The following is an 18,428-nucleotide window of genomic DNA, read 5'->3' on the forward strand; positions in this document are numbered from 1 at the left end:
AAACCGTTTCACACTTTTCCTGGAATTGCTCTCGTCGTGGCTTCATGACCGACTTCCACTATGCCGATTGTGCGGGCCGCTTCAACCGTACCGCCTCGCCCTGTTCCAGACTGTGTCTGACGGCGGCCATCGGATCGTCCGACAGCAGCTCGCCGAGCGTTGATGTGACGGACCTGCGGAACACATCGTTCGCGGCAAGGCCGGGCTCGAAAATCGTGTCGATGGCAAGGATGCCGGCCACCAGTGCCTGTGGATCGCGGCCGGTTGCGTCCGATATGTCGGCGACCTTGCCGGCATAGGGGTCCGACACCGGCCAGCGTTTGCCGAACCGTACCGAGGCCTGGATCAGATAGGCCATCCAGCCGGCGACCGGGAGCGCCAGCAGCGCGATGCTTTGGCCCTGGCTCAGGCGATCGCGGATCGGGTTGAGCAGGCGCTGGACGATCTTTTGCGAACCGTCGGTGGCAATCTGGTGGTTGCGGTGGCGGATCGCGATATTGCGCAGCCGCCCGAGGCTCTGCGCGACATAGGCCAGCGGTTCCATGCCCGGCACCGGCAGCAGCGTCGGCAGCGTCTCTTCGACAAGCATGCGTTGCACGAAGGCCAAAAGCAGCGGGTCGGCGATGGCATCGAATGTGTGTTCGAGGCCGGCCAGCACGCCGAGCGTGGCAAGCGTCGTCTGGGCGCCGTTGAGCACCCGCATCTTGAGATGTTCGAACGGCGTGACGTCGTCGACGAAGCTGGCGCCGACCCGATCCCAGCGCGGCACGCGGCCTGCGAATTTCTGCTCGATCACCCATTGCCGGAACGGCTCGCCGACGACGACCGCGGCATCTCGGTAGCCGAAACGCTGCTCGACGCCGTCGTGGTCGGCTTGCGTGACCGCCGGCGCGATGCGGTCGACCATGGCCGACGGGAAGGCGGCGTTGGCCGAAACCCAGTCGGCAAGGCCATTGCCGCGCCGTTCGGCAAAAGCCTGCACGACATTGGCCAGGATAATGCCATTGGCCGGGATGTTGTCGCAGGAGAGCAGCGTCAGCGGCCGGCCATGTGTCGCCCGGCGCAATTCCAGCGCCCGCGCCAACAGCCCGGGCACACTGCGTGGCTTCTCGGGGTTGGCGAGGTCGTGGACGATGTCGGGATGGTCGAGATCGAGTTCGCCGCTGGACGGGATGTGGCAATAACCTTTCTCGGTCACCGTCGTCGTCACCAGCTCGATGTCGGAGGAGGACAGCACACCGAGCGCGGGTGCGGCACTCGCCTGGCTGTCGACGACCTCTATGATGCTGCCGATGACGCGCGCCTCGACGTTGCCGTTCTCGCGGATCAACCGCGTGTAGAGACCGCCTTGACGGCCGAGTGTGTCGGCGAGGCGGGGTGGCCGGATGTTGATGCCGACGACGCCCCAGCGGTCGAAATGGCTGGCCAGCAGATCGTCGGTGTATTCGGCCTGGTGGCAGCGGTGAAAGGCGCCGACGCCGAGGTGCGCCATGCCGGGCGCGAGCGCCGCGCGGTCATAGGCCGGTTTCTGGACGGCGGCAGGCAACCGGGCGAGCAGCGCCGGCCCAAGTGTCTCGGGGGAGAGGGCGACGCTCACCGGTTCGCCCCGATCACCCACTGTTCCTGGTCGACCAGCGTGCCGGTCATGGGTCCGGCCGCGTCGGAAAGCAGGAAGACGGCGAGGTTCGCCACATCGCTTGTCGAGAACAGGCGGCCGAAAGGCTGCGAGGCCTTGGCGGCGTCGAGCCAGCCCGGACCATTGCCGAGCGTCTCGGCCTGCATGGTGCGTTCGGCCGGTGTGTCGGTCCAGCCGACATTGATGCCGTTGACGCGGATGCGGTCGAAGCGATGGGCGTTGGCGGCATTCTTGGTCAGCGTCGCCAGCGCGCCCTTGGTGGCCGAGTACACCGCGAGCTCCGGCGAGCCGCAATGGGCATTGATCGACAGGATGTTGACGATGGCGCCGCCCTGGCCGCGCTTCTTCATATCGGCAATCGCCGCCTGCATGAGGAAGAATGGTGCGCGCGCATTGACGGCGAACAGCGCTGCCCAGTCATCGAGGTCGGCATCGAGGAAGGACGCGCGGTCGGTCAGGCCGGCGGCGTTGACAAGGCCATCGATGCGGTCGAAGCGATCGATGCAGGCTTGCGCCAGCAGGGCAGGGGCTTCGGGGTCGGAGAGGTCGGCGGCGACGAAAACAGTGGGCGTGCCGAGCCGCGAAAGCTCGGCTGCCACGGCATCGCCGCGCGCCTTCTCGCGACCGGTGACCAGCAGACCACCGGCGCCCGAACGCGCAAGCGTTTCGGCAATCGCTCGACCAATGCCTTGCGTCGCGCCGGTGACCAGCACCACCTTGCCTTTGAGCTGAAGCTCCATTCCTCCTCCCGGAACAAAGTTTCTATTTTTCGAAATATGGAACGTCAATTCCCGGCAGTCAATTGTGCCAGCAGCGCCTCATTGGCCGCGGCGCGCGACGACTGCGTGGACCAGCGCCATGCCGACGGCCAGCGACGCCGCCAGCGAGCGGAAGCCGGCAAAGTCGGATTCGACCACCTCCAGCCAGGTGTCCGACAGCCGGATCAGCGGGCTGAAGGTGCTGTCGGTGATGGTGACGATGCCGGCGTTGCGTTCATGCGCCACGGCGACGAGGTCGGGTGTGATCGAATTGTAGGGGCTGAAGGACACCGCCAGCACGGCGTCCTGCCTGCCGATGCAGCCGACCTGGTCAAGCGCGGTGGAGCCGACATTATCGACCAGCACGTTGCGCACGCCCTGCTGCGAGAGCGTCAGCGACAGATAGGTGGTGACGGGGAAGGCGCGCTTGGAGCCGATGACATAGATCAGGTCGGCGGCCGCCAGCAGCGTCACCATCTTCTCGAAACTCTCGATGTCGAAACCGCTCTCGACGCGGCCAAGCGAGGCCTGCGAGGCGCCGACCATGCCGTGCAGGAAATGCAGGTCGGCGTTGGGTTCGCTCCGCTGCTCGCCGCGTCCGTCCGGCCACGACCCTTTGATATGGTCCTTGAACAGACCCTGGAAATCGGAAAAGCCGGCATAGCCGAAGATCTGGGCGAAGCGCACCAGCGTCGAGGGCTGCACGCCGGCCTGTGCCGCCACCTGCGCGATGGTGCCGAGCGCGACGTCGCTCGGATGTTGCCACAGGAAGATGGCGACCTGACGCAGCCGCTTGGGGAAATGCACGGTGCCGGACGACAGCACCGCGCGCAACTCCTCATAGGTCCGCGGCTGGATGTAGCCGAGTGCTGCCAGTGAGCGTCCGCGTTTGCGGGTCGCCGCTTCGTCGGCAACGGACCGTCCCGATGTTTTGCCTGCCCCACTCATGATTTCAGGCTAGCGCGGCACGATCGTTTTACAATATGGAAATTGGAAATCGTGTTCGAAAGCGCTGGTGACGTCATCGGCTTGCAAGCCGTCTGAAGTTGCCTGTCCGGAGGAGTTTGAAGAATCATGGTCTATGCAACATCGGACGGCTCGACACGCCAACGCTTGCGGGTCGGCATGGTTGGTGGCGGCCGCAATGCCTTCATCGGCGCCGTGCACCGGCTGGCCATGCGCCTCGACGACCAGATCGTTCTGGTCGCCGGCGCGCTGTCCTCCGACCCGGAGAACGCCGCCGCATCGGCCGCCGAGATCGGTATCGCGCCGGAACGCAGCTATGCCGATTATCGCGTGATGGCGCAGGCCGAAGCCGCGCGACCGGACGGCATCGAAGCCGTCGTCATCGTCACGCCAAACCATCTGCATGCACCAATCGCGACAACCTTCCTCGAAGCCGGCATCGACGTGATCTGCGACAAGCCGCTGTCGACGACGCTGGCCGACGCCGAAGCGCTGGTGGCGCTGGCGCGGTCGAAGAAACGCCGCTTCGTCGTCACCCTCAACAACACCGGCTACGCCATGGTCCGCCAGGCGCGCGAGATGGCGGCGGCGGGCGAACTCGGGCGCATCGTGTCGGTGCATGGCGCCTACATACAGGACTGGCTGACCAGGCCGATCGACGCCGAAGGCCAGAAGCAGGCGGAGTGGCGCACCGACCCGGCGCGCGCTGGGCAGTCGGCGGTGCTGGCCGATATCGGCGTGCATGCCTTCAATCTGGCAAGCTACATCTCGGGCTGTGAGGCCGAGGCGGTTTCGGCCGACCTGTTCACCGCGGTGCCGGGGCGCCGGCTCGACGACAATGCCCATGTGCTGGTGCGCTGGACCGGCGGAGCACGCGGCACAATCCTGGCCAGCCAGACATCGCCCGGCCACTACAATGATTTGTCCGTGCGCATCTATGGCGACAGAGCCGGGCTGGAATGGTCGGGCGCGCGGCCGGAGGAACTGCGCTTCTCCATCTACGGCGAGGAAAGCCGCACGCTGGTGCGCGGCGGCCATGGCTCAACGCAAGAGAGCCGGCGGGTGTCGCGCATGCCGGCGGCGCATCCTGAAGGTTACATCGAGGCCTTCGCCAATTTCTACCGCGACGCCGCCGATATCATTCGCGCGCATCGCTCGGGCGCGGCGGTCGATCCGGCCCGGGCGGCGCAAGTGCCTGACGTCGTCGACGGCGCGCGCGGCGTGAAGTTCGTCGCGGCGGCGGTGGAGTCGAATGCGGCTGGTGGAGCGTGGACGCAAGCCCGGTTCGGGTGAGAGCGAGGCGCGACCCGATCCGCCCAAACATGACCGCTTCTATCCAGGCCGGAAAGCCTCTAGACTGACGGCTGGTCATGACGAGGGGGCGGCATGGGGCTCGACAGACGGCATTTGGTGCTTGGCGCCGGCGTGCTGGCGTTGTTGCCGGCGGTGCGAAGCTTCGCCGCTGAGACGCTTGAGGACATCAAGGATCTCAAGCCCGGCGAGTTCACCTGGCATCCGGAACGCCAGAAGAAGGGGCCGGTCGCCATCATCGTCTCCTTGCCGCAGCAACGCGTGCATGTTTATCGCAACGGCGTGCGCATAGCCGTCTCGACCTGTTCGTCCGGCAAGCCCGGGCATGAGACCCCGACCGGCATCTTTGTCATTCTCCAAAAGGACAAGGACCACAAGTCGAGCACCTACAATGATGCGCCGATGCCGAACATGAACCGGCTGACATGGTCGGGCATCGCGCTGCATGCCGGCAATCTGCCGGGCTATCCCGCCTCGCATGGCTGCGTGCGGCTGCCGCTCGCCTTTTCCAGCAATCTGTTCGGCATCACCCATATCGGCACGCCGGTCATCATTTCGGGCGCGCGCGGTGACCCGGCCGAACTGACCAATCCCGGAATGGTGCTGGGTGGCTACGCGGCCGGGCAGTTCCAGAACGTCGTCGCTTCCAAGGACGGCCACAAGCGCGCCGCCGATTGGGTCGAGCCGGAGGATTTCCCGGTCACCTCGATCATCGCCTCGTCGGGGGACAAGGAGATCATGCTGATCGAGAACGGCGTGGTCGTGGCGCAGGCGCCATTGACCATCACCGGCTCCGGCGGGCTTGGCAGCCATGTGCTGACCTTGCAGGTGGCGGGAGCCGCCAATGACTGGCAATGGGTCGACATCAGTCGCAGCGCCAGTTCCGGTTCGTTCTTCAACAATGAGCAAGACATGCTCAAGCGGCTCAGCACGCAAAAGAGCTTCCTCGACGCCATGCAGGCGAGGATGCATCCGGGCATGGTGATGGTGCTCACCGACGCGCCGCTGCATCCCGACAGCCGCTCCGGCCATGACTTCGTCGTCATGTCGGCGACGGACTAAGGAGGTTTCCGCTTACGGCGGTCGCGCACGAGGGCGACTTTGACCCGGCTTGAGTGGCTTGATCCGAGGCGGATGGGCTGGGAGGGCAGGTTCAACAGGGGCAGTTGCCCTCGTGAACCATGCGCGTTGCCGTCAGCAGTGCTGATCCCATCCTGCCCGAATATTGCCTTTCCGTGTCCCATCCCGGTTAAAAAAGTATCATCCGTTGCCCTGAATCGTGGTGGCGCCTGCTGTCATGAGCCGGTAGCGTGGTCTCGAAATGCAGAGCCGAAACCAATTCGGCCGGTTTAGGGAATGTGGGCCGAACGCCGCAACGATCCGCGCTGGCCCGGAGGAGACGGACATGGAACCGGACCTGGAAGTTGTCCAGATACGACGCGGTGAGTCCTTCAAGGCGTGGTCGCATGGCTACCCCTTCCACACGGTGCGTTGGCATTTCCATCCCGAATATGAACTGCATCAGGTGATCTTCACCAACGGCCGCTATTTCGTCGGCGACTTCATCGGCGAGTTCGAGCCAGGCAATCTGGTGCTGACCGGGCCCAACCTGCCGCACAACTGGGTCAGCGATATCCCGAGGGACAGCTCCATTCCGCTGCGCGGCCGGATCATCCAGTTCTCGGAAAGCTTCATTGGCGACGCCATGCATGTGCTGCCGGAACTGGCGGGGCTCGGGCCACTGCTCGAGGCGTCGCGGCGTGGCGTGCTGTTTTCCAGCCGCACAAGCAAGGAGCTGGCGCCGCTGATGGAAGAGATGATGCAGGCGCAAGGCGTGCGCCGCATCGAGCTGTTCATGTTGATATCCGGCCTGCTCAGCCGGGCCCAGGAATTCCAGCTGCTCGCCAGCGCCAGCTACCGGCCCGATCCCTCGGGCTACATGACCGCCGGCATGAACAAGGCGTTGGCTTATATCCGTGAAAACCTGACGCAGTTGTTCGACGAGACGGATCTGGCGGCCATTGCCGGCCAGTCGACCGGCGCCTTCTCACGCTCGTTTCGGCGCCACACCGGCATGTCGCTGGTGCAATATGTCAAGCGGCTGCGCATCAACCTCGCCTGCCAGATCCTGATGAGCGACGAGCAGGCCTCGATCACCGACATCTGCTACGAGGTCGGCTTCAACAATCTGTCCAATTTCAACCGGCAGTTCCTGGCGGAGAAGGGCATGCCGCCCTCACGTTTCAGGCGCCTGCTGGCCGACAACATCAACGCGGGAAAAGCCGCTTAACGGAGGAGCCAGGGAGGAACCAAGGGAGGAAGCACAATTTTCGCCTGACAACGTGGCCCGCATAACGCGGTCCGCGATGGAGAGCGCTTTTCCTAGAAATCCTTCGTCAGCGGAGGATGTCGGCGCGGCCAAGAGGCCGGTGTCGGGCCCTGGTTCCCAATTGCAGTTGGGGCGAGGGCGGAGGCGTGTCTTCACAACAAAGCAGTCAACGACCTTCTTACAACCATATCCAGAAACGGAGAAGACCGAATGACCCGATTTTCATCTTCATTGAAGTCCGCCGGCATGGCAGCAATTGCGCTGTCGCTGCTGGCCGGCACCGCCGCGATCGCAAGGGCCGCAGAGGTCACCGACGCCACCGTCGCCTTCCTGATGCCCGACCAGGCCTCGACCCGTTATGAACAGCACGACTATCCCGGCTTCGCTGCCGAGATGAAGAAGCTGTGCCCGGGCTGCAAGGTGCTCTACCAGAACGCCGACGCCGACGCCTCGCGCCAGCAGCAGCAGTTCAATTCGGTGATCTCGCAGGGCGCCAAGGCGATCGTGCTCGATCCCGTGGACTCGACCGCCGCCGCCTCCCTGGTCAAGCTGGCGCAGAGCCAGGGCATCAAGGTCATCGCCTATGACCGGCCGATCCCGACCGCACCCGCCGACTTCTATGTCTCGTTCAACAATGAAGGCATCGGCAAGGCCATCGCCGACTCGCTGGTCGCGCATCTGAAGGCGCTGAAGGTCGGTCCGGCCACCGGCGGCGTTTTGCAGATCAACGGCTCGCCGACCGACGCGGCGGCAGGCCTGATCAAGAAGGGCATCCATGAAGGCCTCGACAACAGCGGCTACCAGATCCTGGCCGAATACGACACGCCGGAATGGGCGCCGCCGAAGGCGCAGCAATGGGCCGGCGGCCAGATCACCCGCTTCGGGCCCAAGATCCTCGGCGTCGTGGCCGCCAATGACGGCACCGGTGGTGGCGCCATCGCGGCCTTCAAGGCAGCCGGCGTCGATCCGGTGCCGCCGGTGACCGGCAACGACGCGACGATCGCCGCCTTGCAGCTGATCATCGCCGGCGACCAGTACAACACCATCTCCAAGCCGAGCGAGATCGTGGCGGCGGCTGCTGCCAACGTCGCCATCAAGCTGCTTTCGGGCGAGACGCCGAAGGCCGAGATGACGCTGTACGACACGCCCTCGCAGCTGTTCACGCCGGCGGTGGTGACGCAGGAAAACCTGAAGGCCGAGATCATCGACAAGAAGATCAACACCGCGGCCGAACTCTGCGTCGATCGCTACGCGGAGGGTTGCAAGAAGCTGGGCATCGGGAACTGACCGCGACCCTTGCCCCGTTCCGCTGCCTGGCCGAACAATAGGCTGGAGCCCCACCCCGAATGCATCGGGGTGGAACAGGCTCCGGCGGCGGCCAGGCAGCGCCTACCCGCTTTTTGAACCGGTCCTTTCTTGAAAGGTATTCCAGGCATGATCGATACCCCGGACGAACCGGTTCCGACAGGCGAGCTGGTGCTCAGCCTGCGCGGCATTTCGAAGAATTTCGGCGCCGTCTCGGCGCTCACCGACATCGATCTCGATGTCCATGCCGGCGAGGTGGTGGCGCTGGTTGGCGACAACGGCGCCGGCAAGTCGACGCTGGTCAAGATCCTGGCCGGCGTGCATCAGCCAAGCTCGGGCACCATCAGCTATCGCGGCAGGCAGGTGACGCTGGCCGACCCGAGTGCGGCGCTGACACTCGGCATCGCCACCGTGTTCCAGGACCTAGCGCTGTGCGAGAACCTCGACATCGTCGCCAACATCTTCCTCGGCCGCGAACTCAACCCGCTGCGGCTGGACGAGGTGGCGATGGAGGTGCGCGCCTGGACGCTGCTCAACGAGCTGTCGGCGCGCATCCCCAGTGTGCGCGAAGTGGTCGCGTCGCTGTCGGGCGGCCAGCGCCAGACTGTGGCGATCGCCCGCTCGCTGCTGCTCGAACCCAAGCTGATCCTGCTCGACGAGCCGACGGCGGCGCTTGGCGTCGCGCAGACGGCGGAAGTGCTCAACCTGATCGAGCGGGTTCGCGACCGCGGCCTCGGCGTCGTCATCATCAGCCACAACATGGAAGACGTGCGCGCCGTTGCCGACCGCATCGTCGTGCTGCGGCTTGGCCGCAACAACGGCATCTTCACCCCCGACGCCTCGAACCAGGAGCTGGTCAGCGCCATCACCGGCGCGTCGAACAATTCGGTGTCGCGACGCGCCGAGCGTCGGCAAGCGCGGCAGGATCAAACCCAGGAGCCACGCCCATGAGCCGTCAAGTGGAACGGGCAGCTCCGCCGCAGCTCGACCGCGCCGACGTGCGCGTCAAGCACGAGGCCGGCTTGAGCGGCAGCATCCGCGCCTTCGTCGACCGCGTGCGCTCGGGCGATCTCGGCTCGCTGCCGGTCATCGTCGGGCTGGTCATCATCTGGACGGTGTTCGCCAGCATCAATCCGATCTTCCTGTCGAGCAGCAACCTGGTCAATCTGCTGTTCGATTCCTCCACCGTCGGAGTCATCGCGCTCGGCATCGTCTGCGTTTTGATGGTCGGCGAGATCGACCTGTCGGTCGGCTCGATCAGCGGCTTTGCCTCGGCGCTGGTCGGCACGCTTTGGGTCAACCAGGGCTGGCCGGTGGCGCTCGCCATCCTGGCCGCGGTCGCCGTCGGCGGCTTCATCGGCGCGCTTTACGCGCTGCTGTTCAACCGGCTCGGCATGCCGAGCTTCGTCTCGACGCTGGCAGGACTGCTCGCGGTGCTCGGCCTGCAGCTCTACATCCTTGGCTCCACCGGCTCGATCAACCTGCCTTACGGCTCGAACCTGGTTAATTTCGGCCAGCTTCTGGTGATGCCGAAATTCGTGTCGTTCGGGCTGGCGGCGGTGCCCGGCATCGTCATGCTGATCACCGGCCTGCGCACCGTTGCGCGACGGCGCGCCGCCAACCTGTCGGCACCCTCGACCGGCGGCATCGTCACGCGGGCGGTGGCGATCACGATCGTGCTCGAACTCATCGTCTTCTACCTCAACCAGGCGCGCGGAATTCCGTGGATGTTCGGCCTGTTCGTCGGCTTGGTCATCGCCATGCATTACGCGCTGACGCGGACGAAATGGGGCCGCTCGATGTCGGCGGTCGGCGGCAACCGCGAGGCGGCGCGGCGCGCCGGCATCAATGTGCGGCTGATCTATTCCAGCGCCTTCGTGCTGTGCTCGATGCTGGCTGCTTTCGGCGGCGTGCTGTCGGCGGCCCGGCTTGCTTCGGCCAGCCAGCAGGCCGGCACCGGCGACGTCAACCTCAACGCCATCGCGGCGGCCGTCATCGGCGGCACCAGCCTGTTCGGCGGCCGCGGCAGCGCCTATTCCGCACTGCTCGGCATCATCGTCATCCAGTCGATCGCCAGCGGCTTGACGCTGCTCGATCTGTCCTCGTCGCTTCGGTACATGATCACAGGCGCCGTGCTTGCCATAGCAGTCATCGTCGACTCGCTGGCCCGCCGTTCGCGTGTTTCCCATGGCCGGGCCTGAACCCATCAACAGGAAGAGAGATATGACTCAACTGTCCGGAAAAGTTGCGGCCGTCACCGGGGCGGCGTCGGGGATCGGCCTCGAATGCGCAAGATACATGTTGGCGGCGGGCGCCAACGTGGTGCTGGTCGACCGCGCCGAGGCGACGCTGAGCAGCCTGTGCGCCGACCTCGGCCCCAAGGCGATCCCGCTGGTGATCGACCTGATGCAGCCATCAAGCGTCGCCACTATGATGCCGCAGATCCTGGAAAAGGCCGGGCAGCTCGACATCTTCCATGCCAATGCGGGCGCCTATGTCGGCGGCGAGGTGCTGACCGGCGATCCCGATGCCTGGGACCGCATGCTGAACCTCAACATCAACGCCGTCTTTCGCTCGATCCACGCGGTATTACCGCACATGGTCGAGCGCAAGACCGGCGATATCATCGTCACCAGTTCGATCGCCGGGCTGGTTCCGGTGGTCTGGGAGCCGATCTACACCGCGTCCAAGCACGCCGTGCAGGCCTTCGTCCACACGGTGCGCCGGCAGGTGGCCAAGCACGGCCTGCGCGTCGGTGCGGTGGCGCCGGGCCCGGTGGTGACCGCGCTGGTTGACGACTGGCCGAAGGCCAAGCTCGAGGAAGAGCTCGCCGCCGGCGGTCTGATGCAGCCGCGCGAGGTCGCCGAGGCAGTGATGTTCATGCTGACCCGGCCGCGCAACGTGACGATCCGGGATCTGGTGATCCTGCCGCAGAGCAATGATTTGTGAGGGGAGTATGGGAGTAGGGGAGTAGGGCAGTATGTTGTTCTGCGGTCCAAAGTCCGGGCTCAAATCTAGTCGCTATTCGCCTGCTGCCTATTCCCCTACTGCCTGCCTTACTCCCCTACTCCCCTAACCGAAGGTTTCCCCATGCCCCATTATCTCGGCATCGACGTCGGCACCGGCAGCGCGCGGGCAGGGGTGTTCGACCAGACGGGAAACCTGCTTGCCTCGGCCAAGCAGCACATCGAGGTCTGGCGCGAGGCCGGCGACATCGTCGAGCAGTCGAGCAACGACATCTGGCGGGCGATGTGCATTGCCACCCGCGCCGCTGTCGCTGAAGCCGGCATAGCGCCCGAGGCGATCGCCGGCATCGGTTTCGACGCCACATGTTCGCTGGTGGTGCTGGGTGAGGGCGGCGTGCCGTTGCCGGTGGGCCCGTCCAACAATCCCGAACGCAACATCATCGTCTGGATGGATCACCGCGCGATCGAGCAGACGCGCCGCATCAACCGCAGCGGCGCGGCGGTGCTGAGCTATGTCGGCGGCGTCATCTCGCCTGAGATGGAGACACCGAAACTCCTGTGGCTTGCGGAAAACATGCCCGCCACCTTCAACGCCGCCTGGCAGTTCCTGGACCTCGCCGATTTCCTGACCTGGCGGGCGACTGGCAGCCTTGCCCGCTCGGTCTGCACGGTGACCTGCAAATGGACTTATCTGGCGCATGAGAGCCGCTGGGATGAGACATATTTCCGCAACGTCGGCCTCGGCGCGCTGGCCGACGAGGCGTTTACGCGCATCGGCACCGAGATCGTGCCGGCGGGAGCATCGCTCGGCGGCGGACTGATCGCGCAGGCGGCGGCCGACCTTGGCCTCGCCCCCGGCACCGCGGTGGCGGCCGGGCTGATCGATGCGCATGCCGGCGGTGTCGGCACGGTCGGGGCGCGCGGCGATTTCGGCAGTGTCCTGTCGCGCATGGCCTATGTCTTCGGCACCTCGGCCTGCACCCTGTCGTCGACCGCCGAACCGGCCTTCGTAGACGGCGTCTGGGGTCCGTATTTCTCGGCCATGGTGCCGGGGCTGTGGCTGAACGAGGGCGGTCAATCGGCGGCAGGCGCGGCCATCGACCATCTGGTGTGCATGCACCCGGCGGCCAGCGAAGCGGCGGCCACAGCGCAGGCCGAGGGGCTCGGCCTCAGCGCCTGGCTCTCGCTGCAGGCACAAAGCCGTGGGGGCGCCGCAGCGACGCCGGCGCTGGCCGGCGATATCCATGTCGTGCCGGAATTCCTTGGCAACCGCGCACCTTTCGCCGACCCAGATGCGCGCGCACTGATTGCCGGGCTCGATCTCGACACCAGCCACGAAAGCCTGGTCGGGCTGTATGTCGCCGGAGTCTGCGGGCTGGGCTACGGCGCGCGCCAGATCGTGCGAGCCGAGCATGAGAAGGGCATTCCTGTCGACACCATCGTCGTTAGCGGCGGCGCCGGGCAAAGCCCGCTGGTGCGCCAGCTGCTGGCCGACACGACAGGCATGGTGGTGGTGGCGTCGACCTCGCCGGAGCCGGTGCTGCTCGGCTCGGCGATGCTGGGCGCGGTCGCCGCCGGCTCCTACAAGGACCTGGTGACAGCCATGGCGGGCATGTCGGAACTCGGCGAGGTCTATCATCCCAACGCTTCGCTGTCCGGCTGGCACGCCAAGCGTTTCGCGGCGTTCGAGCTGTTGCAGCAGGCCGGCAAGGCGATCAGGGGCTGAAGCAGGCAGCCACAAGGATGGCGTTGAACGGCAGAGGAACACACGTGCGCCTAGGCTGTCTGTCGTCGTCTCATTGAACAGACTGGATGAGCCATAGGAGAGCCAGAAGGTTGGCGAGCGACATGCCGGCCGGGCCGAAAGTTTTCATCCGATCATCGATCGTGGCGCCTATGATCGCATCCCCAGCCTGCACAAGGATCATTATCCAGGCGATGGCTTCAAGCCATTCCGTCGAACCCGTAAAAAACGGCACGGCGCTTGCAACCACCAAGGCCACGCTGCGTGCACAACCGTAGAAAGCTATTGTCCGGGCGTTGCCGGTTTCGTTCATGGCGGCAGCCAAGGAGAAACCGAGACTGACGACCGCGCTGAGAGCTGTGACTGACGCGCAAACGATGAAGGCTGTGAACATCGCATTCCATGGCTTGTGGCCGCTGCACCTTACTCGAATAGCCACGGCCTGAAATCAAGTCACTCTTTTGCTGCTACCAGTTACAACTTGCGCGGTCATATGCAGGGCACGACTGGCTTCGGCTGCCCTCAGAGCTCCTTCTGCGCCAATTCCCTGAATTCGTCGGGTACGGAGCGTGCGGCCTCCAGCGCCACCGTGCCGTAGCCGACCGCCTGCTTGCCGAAGCGCTCGCGGATCTTGTCGATGGCGCGGTCGGCACCGAAGCGTGCCAGGCCTTTTCGGGTGCCCGGACGGCGCTTCTCATCGGCGAAGCCGAGCGGCAGTTCGAGTTGCAACTCGGCACTTTCCTCGAGATGCGAGACCGAGATCGCCAGCAACGAGATCGTCTTCTCGTAAGGGTGGTCGGCAAGCGCGCCGCGCACCAGGTCGCCAGCGATCTCGGCCAGCATCGCAGTCGCCGCGATCGGCTGGTCAAGCGTAATCGAACGCGTGACGGCGCTGAGATCGGCAAAGCGCACGCGCACCGTCACCGTGCGGCCGGGCCTTGCCTTGGCGCGCAGCCGGCTGGCGACGCGGTCGGCCAGATGCAGCAAAGTGGGCACGATGACCCGTGCAACGGCGGGCTTCTGGCCGAGCGCCGATTGCGCGCCGGCCGAGTGCGCCTGGCGCTTCGTCTCCAGTTTGCGCGGGTCGCGGTTCCATGACAGCGCCGACAACTTTTCGCCGGCGGCGGGACCGAGCAGCCGCGTCAGCGCGCCGCTATGCGTCCTGGCCAGCTGGCCGATGGTCTCGATGCCGATTTCGGCCAGCCGCGCCTTCGTCGCCGGGCCGACGCCCCACATCAGCCCGACCGGCAGGTCGTGCAGGAAGGCGATCTCGGTGCCTGGGTCGACCACCACCAGCCCGTCGGGCTTGGCGACCTGTGAGGCGATCTTGGCCAGATGCTTGGTGCGCGCCACGCCGATCGAGATCGGCAGGCCGAGCTCTGCCCGGACGCGGCGGCGGATGGTCGTGGCGATCTCTAGCGGGGATCCGAACAGGTGTGTGCAGCCGGCGACATCGGCAAAGGCCTCGTCGATGGAGATGCGCTCGACCACGGGAGTGAAGTCGTCGAGTACTTTGATCGCGGCGTCGCCCAGGCGCTGGTAGTCGCTGAAATTGCCGCCGACGAAGATCAGCTGCGGGCAGAGCTCGCGCGCCTTGCGTCCCGGCATGCCGCCGCGCACGCCGAAGGCGCGGGCTTCATAGGAGGCTGCGAGCACCACGCCGCCGCCGACCGCGATCGGCTTGCCGCGCAGCGACGGATCGAGCAACTGCTCGACCGAAGCATAGAAGGCGTCGAGATCGGCATGCAGGATGGTGGCTGTCGTTTCCATCCCGACCGCACATCCGCAGTTGCTGATAGATTGGAACATATAGAGAACAAAGCGCGCACGACTGTCAAGCTGAATGTCGGCGTCCGGTGCTATCAGCCGCGTTCTTCAGCACAAATTGCACAGGTGACGTCGGACCGCGGTTTTCAACAACGTCTTTAGCAGAGATCGCGGTGGCGCGACCGTTTTCTACAAAGATGAGGATGGCAACATCTATTGCACTTTCCAGGTGCGGGGCCGTGGCGGCGAGAACCTGATCGGGACCTATAGCTATCTCGACCTGCCTCCCATCGGCCGCAATGAAAATGGGCCGTCACATACGCTCGGCGATTGGGTCCGTCTTCACGATGAGTATGATGGTCGCTGATGGTCATTTTGTCGGCGCGAGGGATCGCCTGCCTTGGCAGAGCTTTTGCGATCATGTGTTCGCCAGATGCTCCGCCCGCAACGCCACCTTCATCTGGTCCAGTGCGGCCTCGCCGCCGGCCGCCAGATCATCGGCGTTCCGAGCGAGCTTGTCGTCGGCCTTGCGGTGCTTGCTGCCCCAGGCGCCGAGCGTCGCCAGCACGGGCAACAGGTCGATGCCGGCCTCGGTCAGCCTATAGACCGTTTTCAGCCCGTGTGTCGGGTCGTCGCTGCGGGTGAGGATGCCTTCGTCCTGCAGCGTCTGCAGCCGCTCGGCCAGTGTGCGCGAAGAGATGCCTTCGTCGGACTGCAGGAATTCCCGAAAATGCTTTTTCCCGGCGAAGATCAGGTCGCGGATGATGAGCAGCGTCCAGCGGTCGCCGAGCAGTTCGAGCGACAGGTTGATCGGACAGCCGGACTTTCCCTTGGTCGACATGTCTATGGTTCCATTTTTAAATCAATTTACTATTGACATCATTCTCCGCGGTGCGTCAAATGGTTCCAGAAGTAAATCATTCGTCAGCGTCGGACAAACCGAGGAGAATGACCATGAAAAAGCTTATCCTGCAGATGCAGATGTCGGTCGACGGCTTTGTCGGCGCCGACGAGGATCATCACTGGCAGCTCTGGGAATGGGGCGACGACAGCGCCTGGGACGACGCGCTGAAGCGGGACTTCAACGCCGTCTTCGCCGGCGTCGACACCATCCTGCTCAGCCGCAAGATGGCCGAGGAGGGGTACCTGACCCATTGGGGCAATGCGGCGAAGAAATTTCCGCACGATCCGTTCTATGCCTTTGCGCAACGCATCGTCGAAGCACGAAAGGTGGTGCTGAGCGACAGGCTCAACGCCTCGCGGTGGGAGCGCACAACGGTGGCGAGCGGCGACCTGCCGCGCGAGGTCAAGGCGCTGAAGGCGGGCGTGGGCGGCAACATGGCCGTCTTCGGAGGCGCCGGTTTCGCCTCCTCACTCATCGCGGCCGGGCTGGTCGACGAGTTCCAGCTGTTCGTCAACCCGGCGGTGCTGGGCGCGGGACGGCGGATCTTCGACAAGGGCGGTTTCGAGACCCTGCGGCTGCTCGGCTCGAAAGCCTATGCCTGCGGGATGGTGGTCAACCGATACGCGCCAGTGGCATGATCCGAGGCATGGCGGAGGCATCTCGCCGATAAAAATGTTTGGGCGGAATCCTTTGCCCGCGTCTCTTCGTCTTCAACGTGCGGTCGCCAGAGGGCGGGCGCATCAATCCTGAACGGAGAGACAACACCATGATCCTGGTGACAGGCGCCACGGGCCTGAACGGCAAGGCGATCGTGCGCGAGTTCGCACGGCAGAAGCATGAGGTGAGGGCGCTGGTGCGGGACCCGGCCCGGGCCTCGGCGGCGGGGCTCGACGAGCTTGCCGGGATACAACTGATCGAGGGCGATATGCGCCGGCCTGAAACGCTGGGCGCTGCACTCGACGGCATCGACCGCGTGCTGATGATTTCGACCGCCGCCGAGGACATGACGGAAACGCAGTGCCGCTTCATCGACACCTGCAAGCAGGCCGGTATCGCCCATGTGGTGAAGTTTTCCGGCGCGGAATCCAACATCGGCTATGACGCGACGAAATTCCGCTTCACGCGCATGCATGAGGAGATCGAGCGCTATCTGGAAGGGGCAGGCTTGGCGTGGACGCATCTACGCCCCAGCCAGTTCATGCAGGTCTATCTGCGCGACGCGCCAACCATTGCCGCCGAGGGCGTTTTTCGTCTCGCACTCGGCGACACCGAACTGTCGCCGGTCGATGTCGAAGACATCGCCAAGGTGGCCTTTCGGCTGCTGCGCGATGGCGGCCATGCAGGCGAGAGCCTCGACATGACCGGGCCCGAGGCGCTGACGATGTGCGATGTCGCGGCGCGGATATCGCAAGCGATTGGCAAGTCGGTTCGCTATGTCAATGTGAGCCCTGAAGTGCGGCGCCGCAATCTGGTGGCCGGCGGCATTCCAACCGACTTCGCGGATGCGCTGGACGAGCAACTGGCCGAGCGGCTGCGGCGGCCGAAATCGCGGGTGCATCTGGCGACGCACGAGATGTTCGGCGTGCGGGCAACGTCGTTCGTCGAATTCGCCCGGCGTCATGCCGCAATATTTGGCGGCGAGCACTAGCCGCGCTCGCGCAAAAAACTTCCGCGGCCACGTATCCTTTCCGACCGCCCGTTCGTCCTAGGCTTCGAAGGTCGCGCGGCCCGCGATCCGCAACCCCGGGAGACCATAATGGCGAGCATACAGAGCGAGGCAAACAGGAACCACTACGCGGCGCTGGCTGCCAATGCCGGCAAACTGACGAGCCCGCAAGCGATCATCGACTACAACGACACGCATTGGACGGCGCTGACCGGCGAACCCGGCGGCGTCGACTATATCGAGGTCGATGCCGGTGGCGTGCCGGCGATGTGGATCGTGCCGAAGGGCGCGGACGAGCAGCGGGTGCTGTTCTACGCGCATGGCGGCGGCTTCATCGGCGGCTCGATCTACACGCACCGCAAGCTGGTCGGGCATCTAGCCAAGGCCGTCGGCTGCCGGGCGTTGCTCTACGGCTATCCGCTGGCGCATCAGGCGAAGCATCCGGCCCAGCTCAATGCGGCGATGACCGCCTGGAACTGGCTCACCGACCGCACCGGGCAAGGCTTCGACACCAGGCACATCGCGCTTGCCGGCGATTCCTGCGGCGCGGTGCTGACCTATGGCGTGCTGCAGTGCCTTCGTGCGGAAGGCCGGCCGCTGCCTGCCGCGACGCTGATCATCTCCGGCTGGTTCGACATGGCGCTGACCGGTGCCAGCTATGAGACCAACCGCGACAAGGACCCGGCTTTCGCCAAGGCTGCAGTCGACTGGCTGGTGACGAACTTCATCGACGATGGCGACCGGCTCGCTCCGCTGGTCAGTGCGCTCTATGCCGACCTCAGCGGTTTTCCGCCTGTCTTCCTGCAAGCCGGCGCGGATGAGACGCTGGTCGACGAAAGCCGCATGTTCGCCGAGCGCGCCAGGATGGCCGGCCTCGAGACGCGGCTCGACGTCTTTGACGGCATGCTGCATTCCTTCCAGATGATGGCCGGCAAGGCGCCGGAAGCCGACGAAGCCATCGGCCGCCTCGCCACCTGGGTGCGGCCGAGACTGGGCTTGCCAGGTACCAGCGACAAAGCTGCCGGCGACAGAGCGGCTTGAGCATGCGCCGACTGGTCGTATCGAGCTTCGTGCTT

Annotated in this window: 17 protein-coding genes and 1 pseudogene; 12 read left to right on the top strand and 6 right to left on the bottom strand. The window is 65.1% G+C overall.

Annotated elements, in window-relative coordinates; all coding sequences use genetic code 11:
• Window positions 1–58: 58 nt before the first annotated feature.
• From CGZ66_RS35720 to CGZ66_RS35730, 3 genes are all read right to left on the bottom strand, one after another.
• Complete coding sequence (locus CGZ66_RS35720) at window positions 59–1,597, bottom strand: mannitol dehydrogenase family protein (protein ID WP_095091301.1); 1,539 nt, start codon at window positions 1,595–1,597, stop codon at window positions 59–61.
• On the bottom strand, window positions 1,594–2,376 hold the full coding sequence (locus CGZ66_RS35725; protein WP_095091302.1) for an SDR family oxidoreductase: 783 nt from the start codon (window positions 2,374–2,376) through the stop codon (window positions 1,594–1,596). Before CGZ66_RS35725 ends, CGZ66_RS35720 begins: the two co-directional genes overlap by 4 nt.
• A 78-nt stretch (window positions 2,377–2,454) precedes the next feature.
• Entirely contained in the window at window positions 2,455–3,342 is an 888-nt protein-coding gene (locus tag CGZ66_RS35730; protein ID WP_095091303.1) for a MurR/RpiR family transcriptional regulator, read from the bottom strand.
• A gap of 126 nt (window positions 3,343–3,468) precedes the next feature.
• Here CGZ66_RS35730 and CGZ66_RS35735 point away from each other — a divergent pair, with 126 nt between their 5' ends.
• From CGZ66_RS35735 to CGZ66_RS35770, 8 genes are all read left to right on the top strand, one after another.
• Complete coding sequence (locus tag CGZ66_RS35735; protein ID WP_095091304.1) at window positions 3,469–4,653, top strand: Gfo/Idh/MocA family protein; 1,185 nt, start codon at window positions 3,469–3,471, stop codon at window positions 4,651–4,653.
• Between the two features lie 93 nt (window positions 4,654–4,746).
• Window positions 4,747–5,733 (top strand): L,D-transpeptidase, encoded by a 987-nt coding sequence (locus CGZ66_RS35740; protein WP_095091305.1) that lies wholly within the window; start codon window positions 4,747–4,749, stop codon window positions 5,731–5,733.
• Window positions 5,734–6,076: 343 nt separating this feature from the next.
• Window positions 6,077–6,961 carry an AraC family transcriptional regulator gene (locus CGZ66_RS35745; RefSeq protein ID WP_095091306.1) on the top strand — a complete coding sequence of 295 codons (885 nt, stop codon included), beginning with the start codon at window positions 6,077–6,079 and terminating at the stop codon, window positions 6,959–6,961.
• A gap of 249 nt (window positions 6,962–7,210) precedes the next feature.
• A complete protein-coding gene (locus CGZ66_RS35750) occupies window positions 7,211–8,287 on the top strand; it encodes an ABC transporter substrate-binding protein (RefSeq protein ID WP_095091307.1) in 1,077 nt (358 codons plus the stop codon).
• 147 nt (window positions 8,288–8,434) lie between these two features.
• A complete protein-coding gene (locus CGZ66_RS35755) occupies window positions 8,435–9,256 on the top strand; it encodes an ATP-binding cassette domain-containing protein (protein WP_095091308.1) in 822 nt (273 codons plus the stop codon).
• Window positions 9,253–10,506, top strand: coding sequence for a sugar ABC transporter permease (locus CGZ66_RS35760; RefSeq protein WP_095091309.1), 1,254 nt, complete (start codon window positions 9,253–9,255; stop codon window positions 10,504–10,506). The genes CGZ66_RS35755 and CGZ66_RS35760 overlap by 4 nt, the downstream gene beginning before the upstream one ends.
• A gap of 22 nt (window positions 10,507–10,528) precedes the next feature.
• On the top strand, window positions 10,529–11,254 hold the full coding sequence (locus CGZ66_RS35765) for an SDR family oxidoreductase (protein WP_095091775.1): 726 nt from the start codon (window positions 10,529–10,531) through the stop codon (window positions 11,252–11,254).
• Between the two features lie 141 nt (window positions 11,255–11,395).
• Window positions 11,396–12,997, top strand: coding sequence for an FGGY-family carbohydrate kinase (locus tag CGZ66_RS35770; protein WP_095091310.1), 1,602 nt, complete (start codon window positions 11,396–11,398; stop codon window positions 12,995–12,997).
• Between the two features lie 70 nt (window positions 12,998–13,067).
• On the opposite strand, the gene CGZ66_RS35775 is transcribed toward CGZ66_RS35770, so the two are convergent.
• Window positions 13,068–13,328: a hypothetical protein gene (locus CGZ66_RS35775; RefSeq protein WP_095091776.1), complete on the bottom strand. Its 261-nt coding sequence runs from the start codon at window positions 13,326–13,328 to the stop codon at window positions 13,068–13,070.
• Between the two features lie 209 nt (window positions 13,329–13,537).
• Complete coding sequence (dinB, locus tag CGZ66_RS35780; RefSeq protein WP_095091311.1) at window positions 13,538–14,785, bottom strand: DNA polymerase IV; 1,248 nt, start codon at window positions 14,783–14,785, stop codon at window positions 13,538–13,540.
• A 160-nt stretch (window positions 14,786–14,945) separates the two neighbouring features.
• On the opposite strand from dinB, the pseudogene CGZ66_RS35785 reads away from it, so the two are divergent.
• Window positions 14,946–15,149 (top strand): annotated as a pseudogene (locus CGZ66_RS35785) (DUF899 family protein); the annotation flags it as partial.
• 51 nt (window positions 15,150–15,200) lie between these two features.
• Here CGZ66_RS35785 and CGZ66_RS35790 read toward each other — a convergent pair.
• Window positions 15,201–15,623: a winged helix-turn-helix transcriptional regulator gene (locus CGZ66_RS35790; RefSeq protein ID WP_095091312.1), complete on the bottom strand. Its 423-nt coding sequence runs from the start codon at window positions 15,621–15,623 to the stop codon at window positions 15,201–15,203.
• A gap of 113 nt (window positions 15,624–15,736) precedes the next feature.
• On the opposite strand from CGZ66_RS35790, the gene CGZ66_RS35795 reads away from it, so the two are divergent.
• The 3 genes from CGZ66_RS35795 to CGZ66_RS35805 all read left to right on the top strand — a co-directional run bounded on the left by CGZ66_RS35795 (window position 15,737) and on the right by CGZ66_RS35805 (window position 18,393).
• Window positions 15,737–16,324 (top strand): dihydrofolate reductase family protein, encoded by a 588-nt coding sequence (locus CGZ66_RS35795; protein WP_095091777.1) that lies wholly within the window; start codon window positions 15,737–15,739, stop codon window positions 16,322–16,324.
• 128 nt (window positions 16,325–16,452) lie between these two features.
• The gene (locus CGZ66_RS35800; RefSeq protein WP_095091313.1) at window positions 16,453–17,334 is read left to right on the top strand and encodes an SDR family oxidoreductase; all 882 of its coding nucleotides are present in this window, start codon (window positions 16,453–16,455) and stop codon (window positions 17,332–17,334) included.
• A gap of 108 nt (window positions 17,335–17,442) precedes the next feature.
• The gene (locus tag CGZ66_RS35805; RefSeq protein WP_095091314.1) at window positions 17,443–18,393 is read left to right on the top strand and encodes an alpha/beta hydrolase; all 951 of its coding nucleotides are present in this window, start codon (window positions 17,443–17,445) and stop codon (window positions 18,391–18,393) included.
• Window positions 18,394–18,428 lie beyond the last annotated feature (35 nt).

This window comes from Mesorhizobium sophorae (assembly GCF_002270415.1).
Classification (GTDB): Bacteria; Pseudomonadota; Alphaproteobacteria; order Rhizobiales; family Rhizobiaceae; genus Mesorhizobium; species Mesorhizobium sophorae.

Coding starts and splice junctions, on each gene's coding strand:
- CGZ66_RS35725 (WP_095091302.1), bottom strand. CDS start 2,376: ATGGAGCTTCAGCTCAAAGGCAAGGTGGTGCTGGTCACCGGCGCGACG.
- CGZ66_RS35730 (WP_095091303.1), bottom strand. CDS start 3,342: ATGAGTGGGGCAGGCAAAACATCGGGACGGTCCGTTGCCGACGAAGCG.
- CGZ66_RS35735 (WP_095091304.1), top strand. CDS start 3,469: ATGGTCTATGCAACATCGGACGGCTCGACACGCCAACGCTTGCGGGTC.
- CGZ66_RS35740 (WP_095091305.1), top strand. CDS start 4,747: ATGGGGCTCGACAGACGGCATTTGGTGCTTGGCGCCGGCGTGCTGGCG.
- CGZ66_RS35745 (WP_095091306.1), top strand. CDS start 6,077: ATGGAACCGGACCTGGAAGTTGTCCAGATACGACGCGGTGAGTCCTTC.
- CGZ66_RS35750 (WP_095091307.1), top strand. CDS start 7,211: ATGACCCGATTTTCATCTTCATTGAAGTCCGCCGGCATGGCAGCAATT.
- CGZ66_RS35755 (WP_095091308.1), top strand. CDS start 8,435: ATGATCGATACCCCGGACGAACCGGTTCCGACAGGCGAGCTGGTGCTC.
- CGZ66_RS35760 (WP_095091309.1), top strand. CDS start 9,253: ATGAGCCGTCAAGTGGAACGGGCAGCTCCGCCGCAGCTCGACCGCGCC.
- CGZ66_RS35765 (WP_095091775.1), top strand. CDS start 10,529: ATGACTCAACTGTCCGGAAAAGTTGCGGCCGTCACCGGGGCGGCGTCG.
- CGZ66_RS35770 (WP_095091310.1), top strand. CDS start 11,396: ATGCCCCATTATCTCGGCATCGACGTCGGCACCGGCAGCGCGCGGGCA.
- CGZ66_RS35775 (WP_095091776.1), bottom strand. CDS start 13,328: ATGAACGAAACCGGCAACGCCCGGACAATAGCTTTCTACGGTTGTGCA.
- dinB (WP_095091311.1), bottom strand. CDS start 14,785: ATGGAAACGACAGCCACCATCCTGCATGCCGATCTCGACGCCTTCTAT.
- CGZ66_RS35790 (WP_095091312.1), bottom strand. CDS start 15,623: ATGTCGACCAAGGGAAAGTCCGGCTGTCCGATCAACCTGTCGCTCGAA.
- CGZ66_RS35795 (WP_095091777.1), top strand. CDS start 15,737: ATGAAAAAGCTTATCCTGCAGATGCAGATGTCGGTCGACGGCTTTGTC.
- CGZ66_RS35800 (WP_095091313.1), top strand. CDS start 16,453: ATGATCCTGGTGACAGGCGCCACGGGCCTGAACGGCAAGGCGATCGTG.
- CGZ66_RS35805 (WP_095091314.1), top strand. CDS start 17,443: ATGGCGAGCATACAGAGCGAGGCAAACAGGAACCACTACGCGGCGCTG.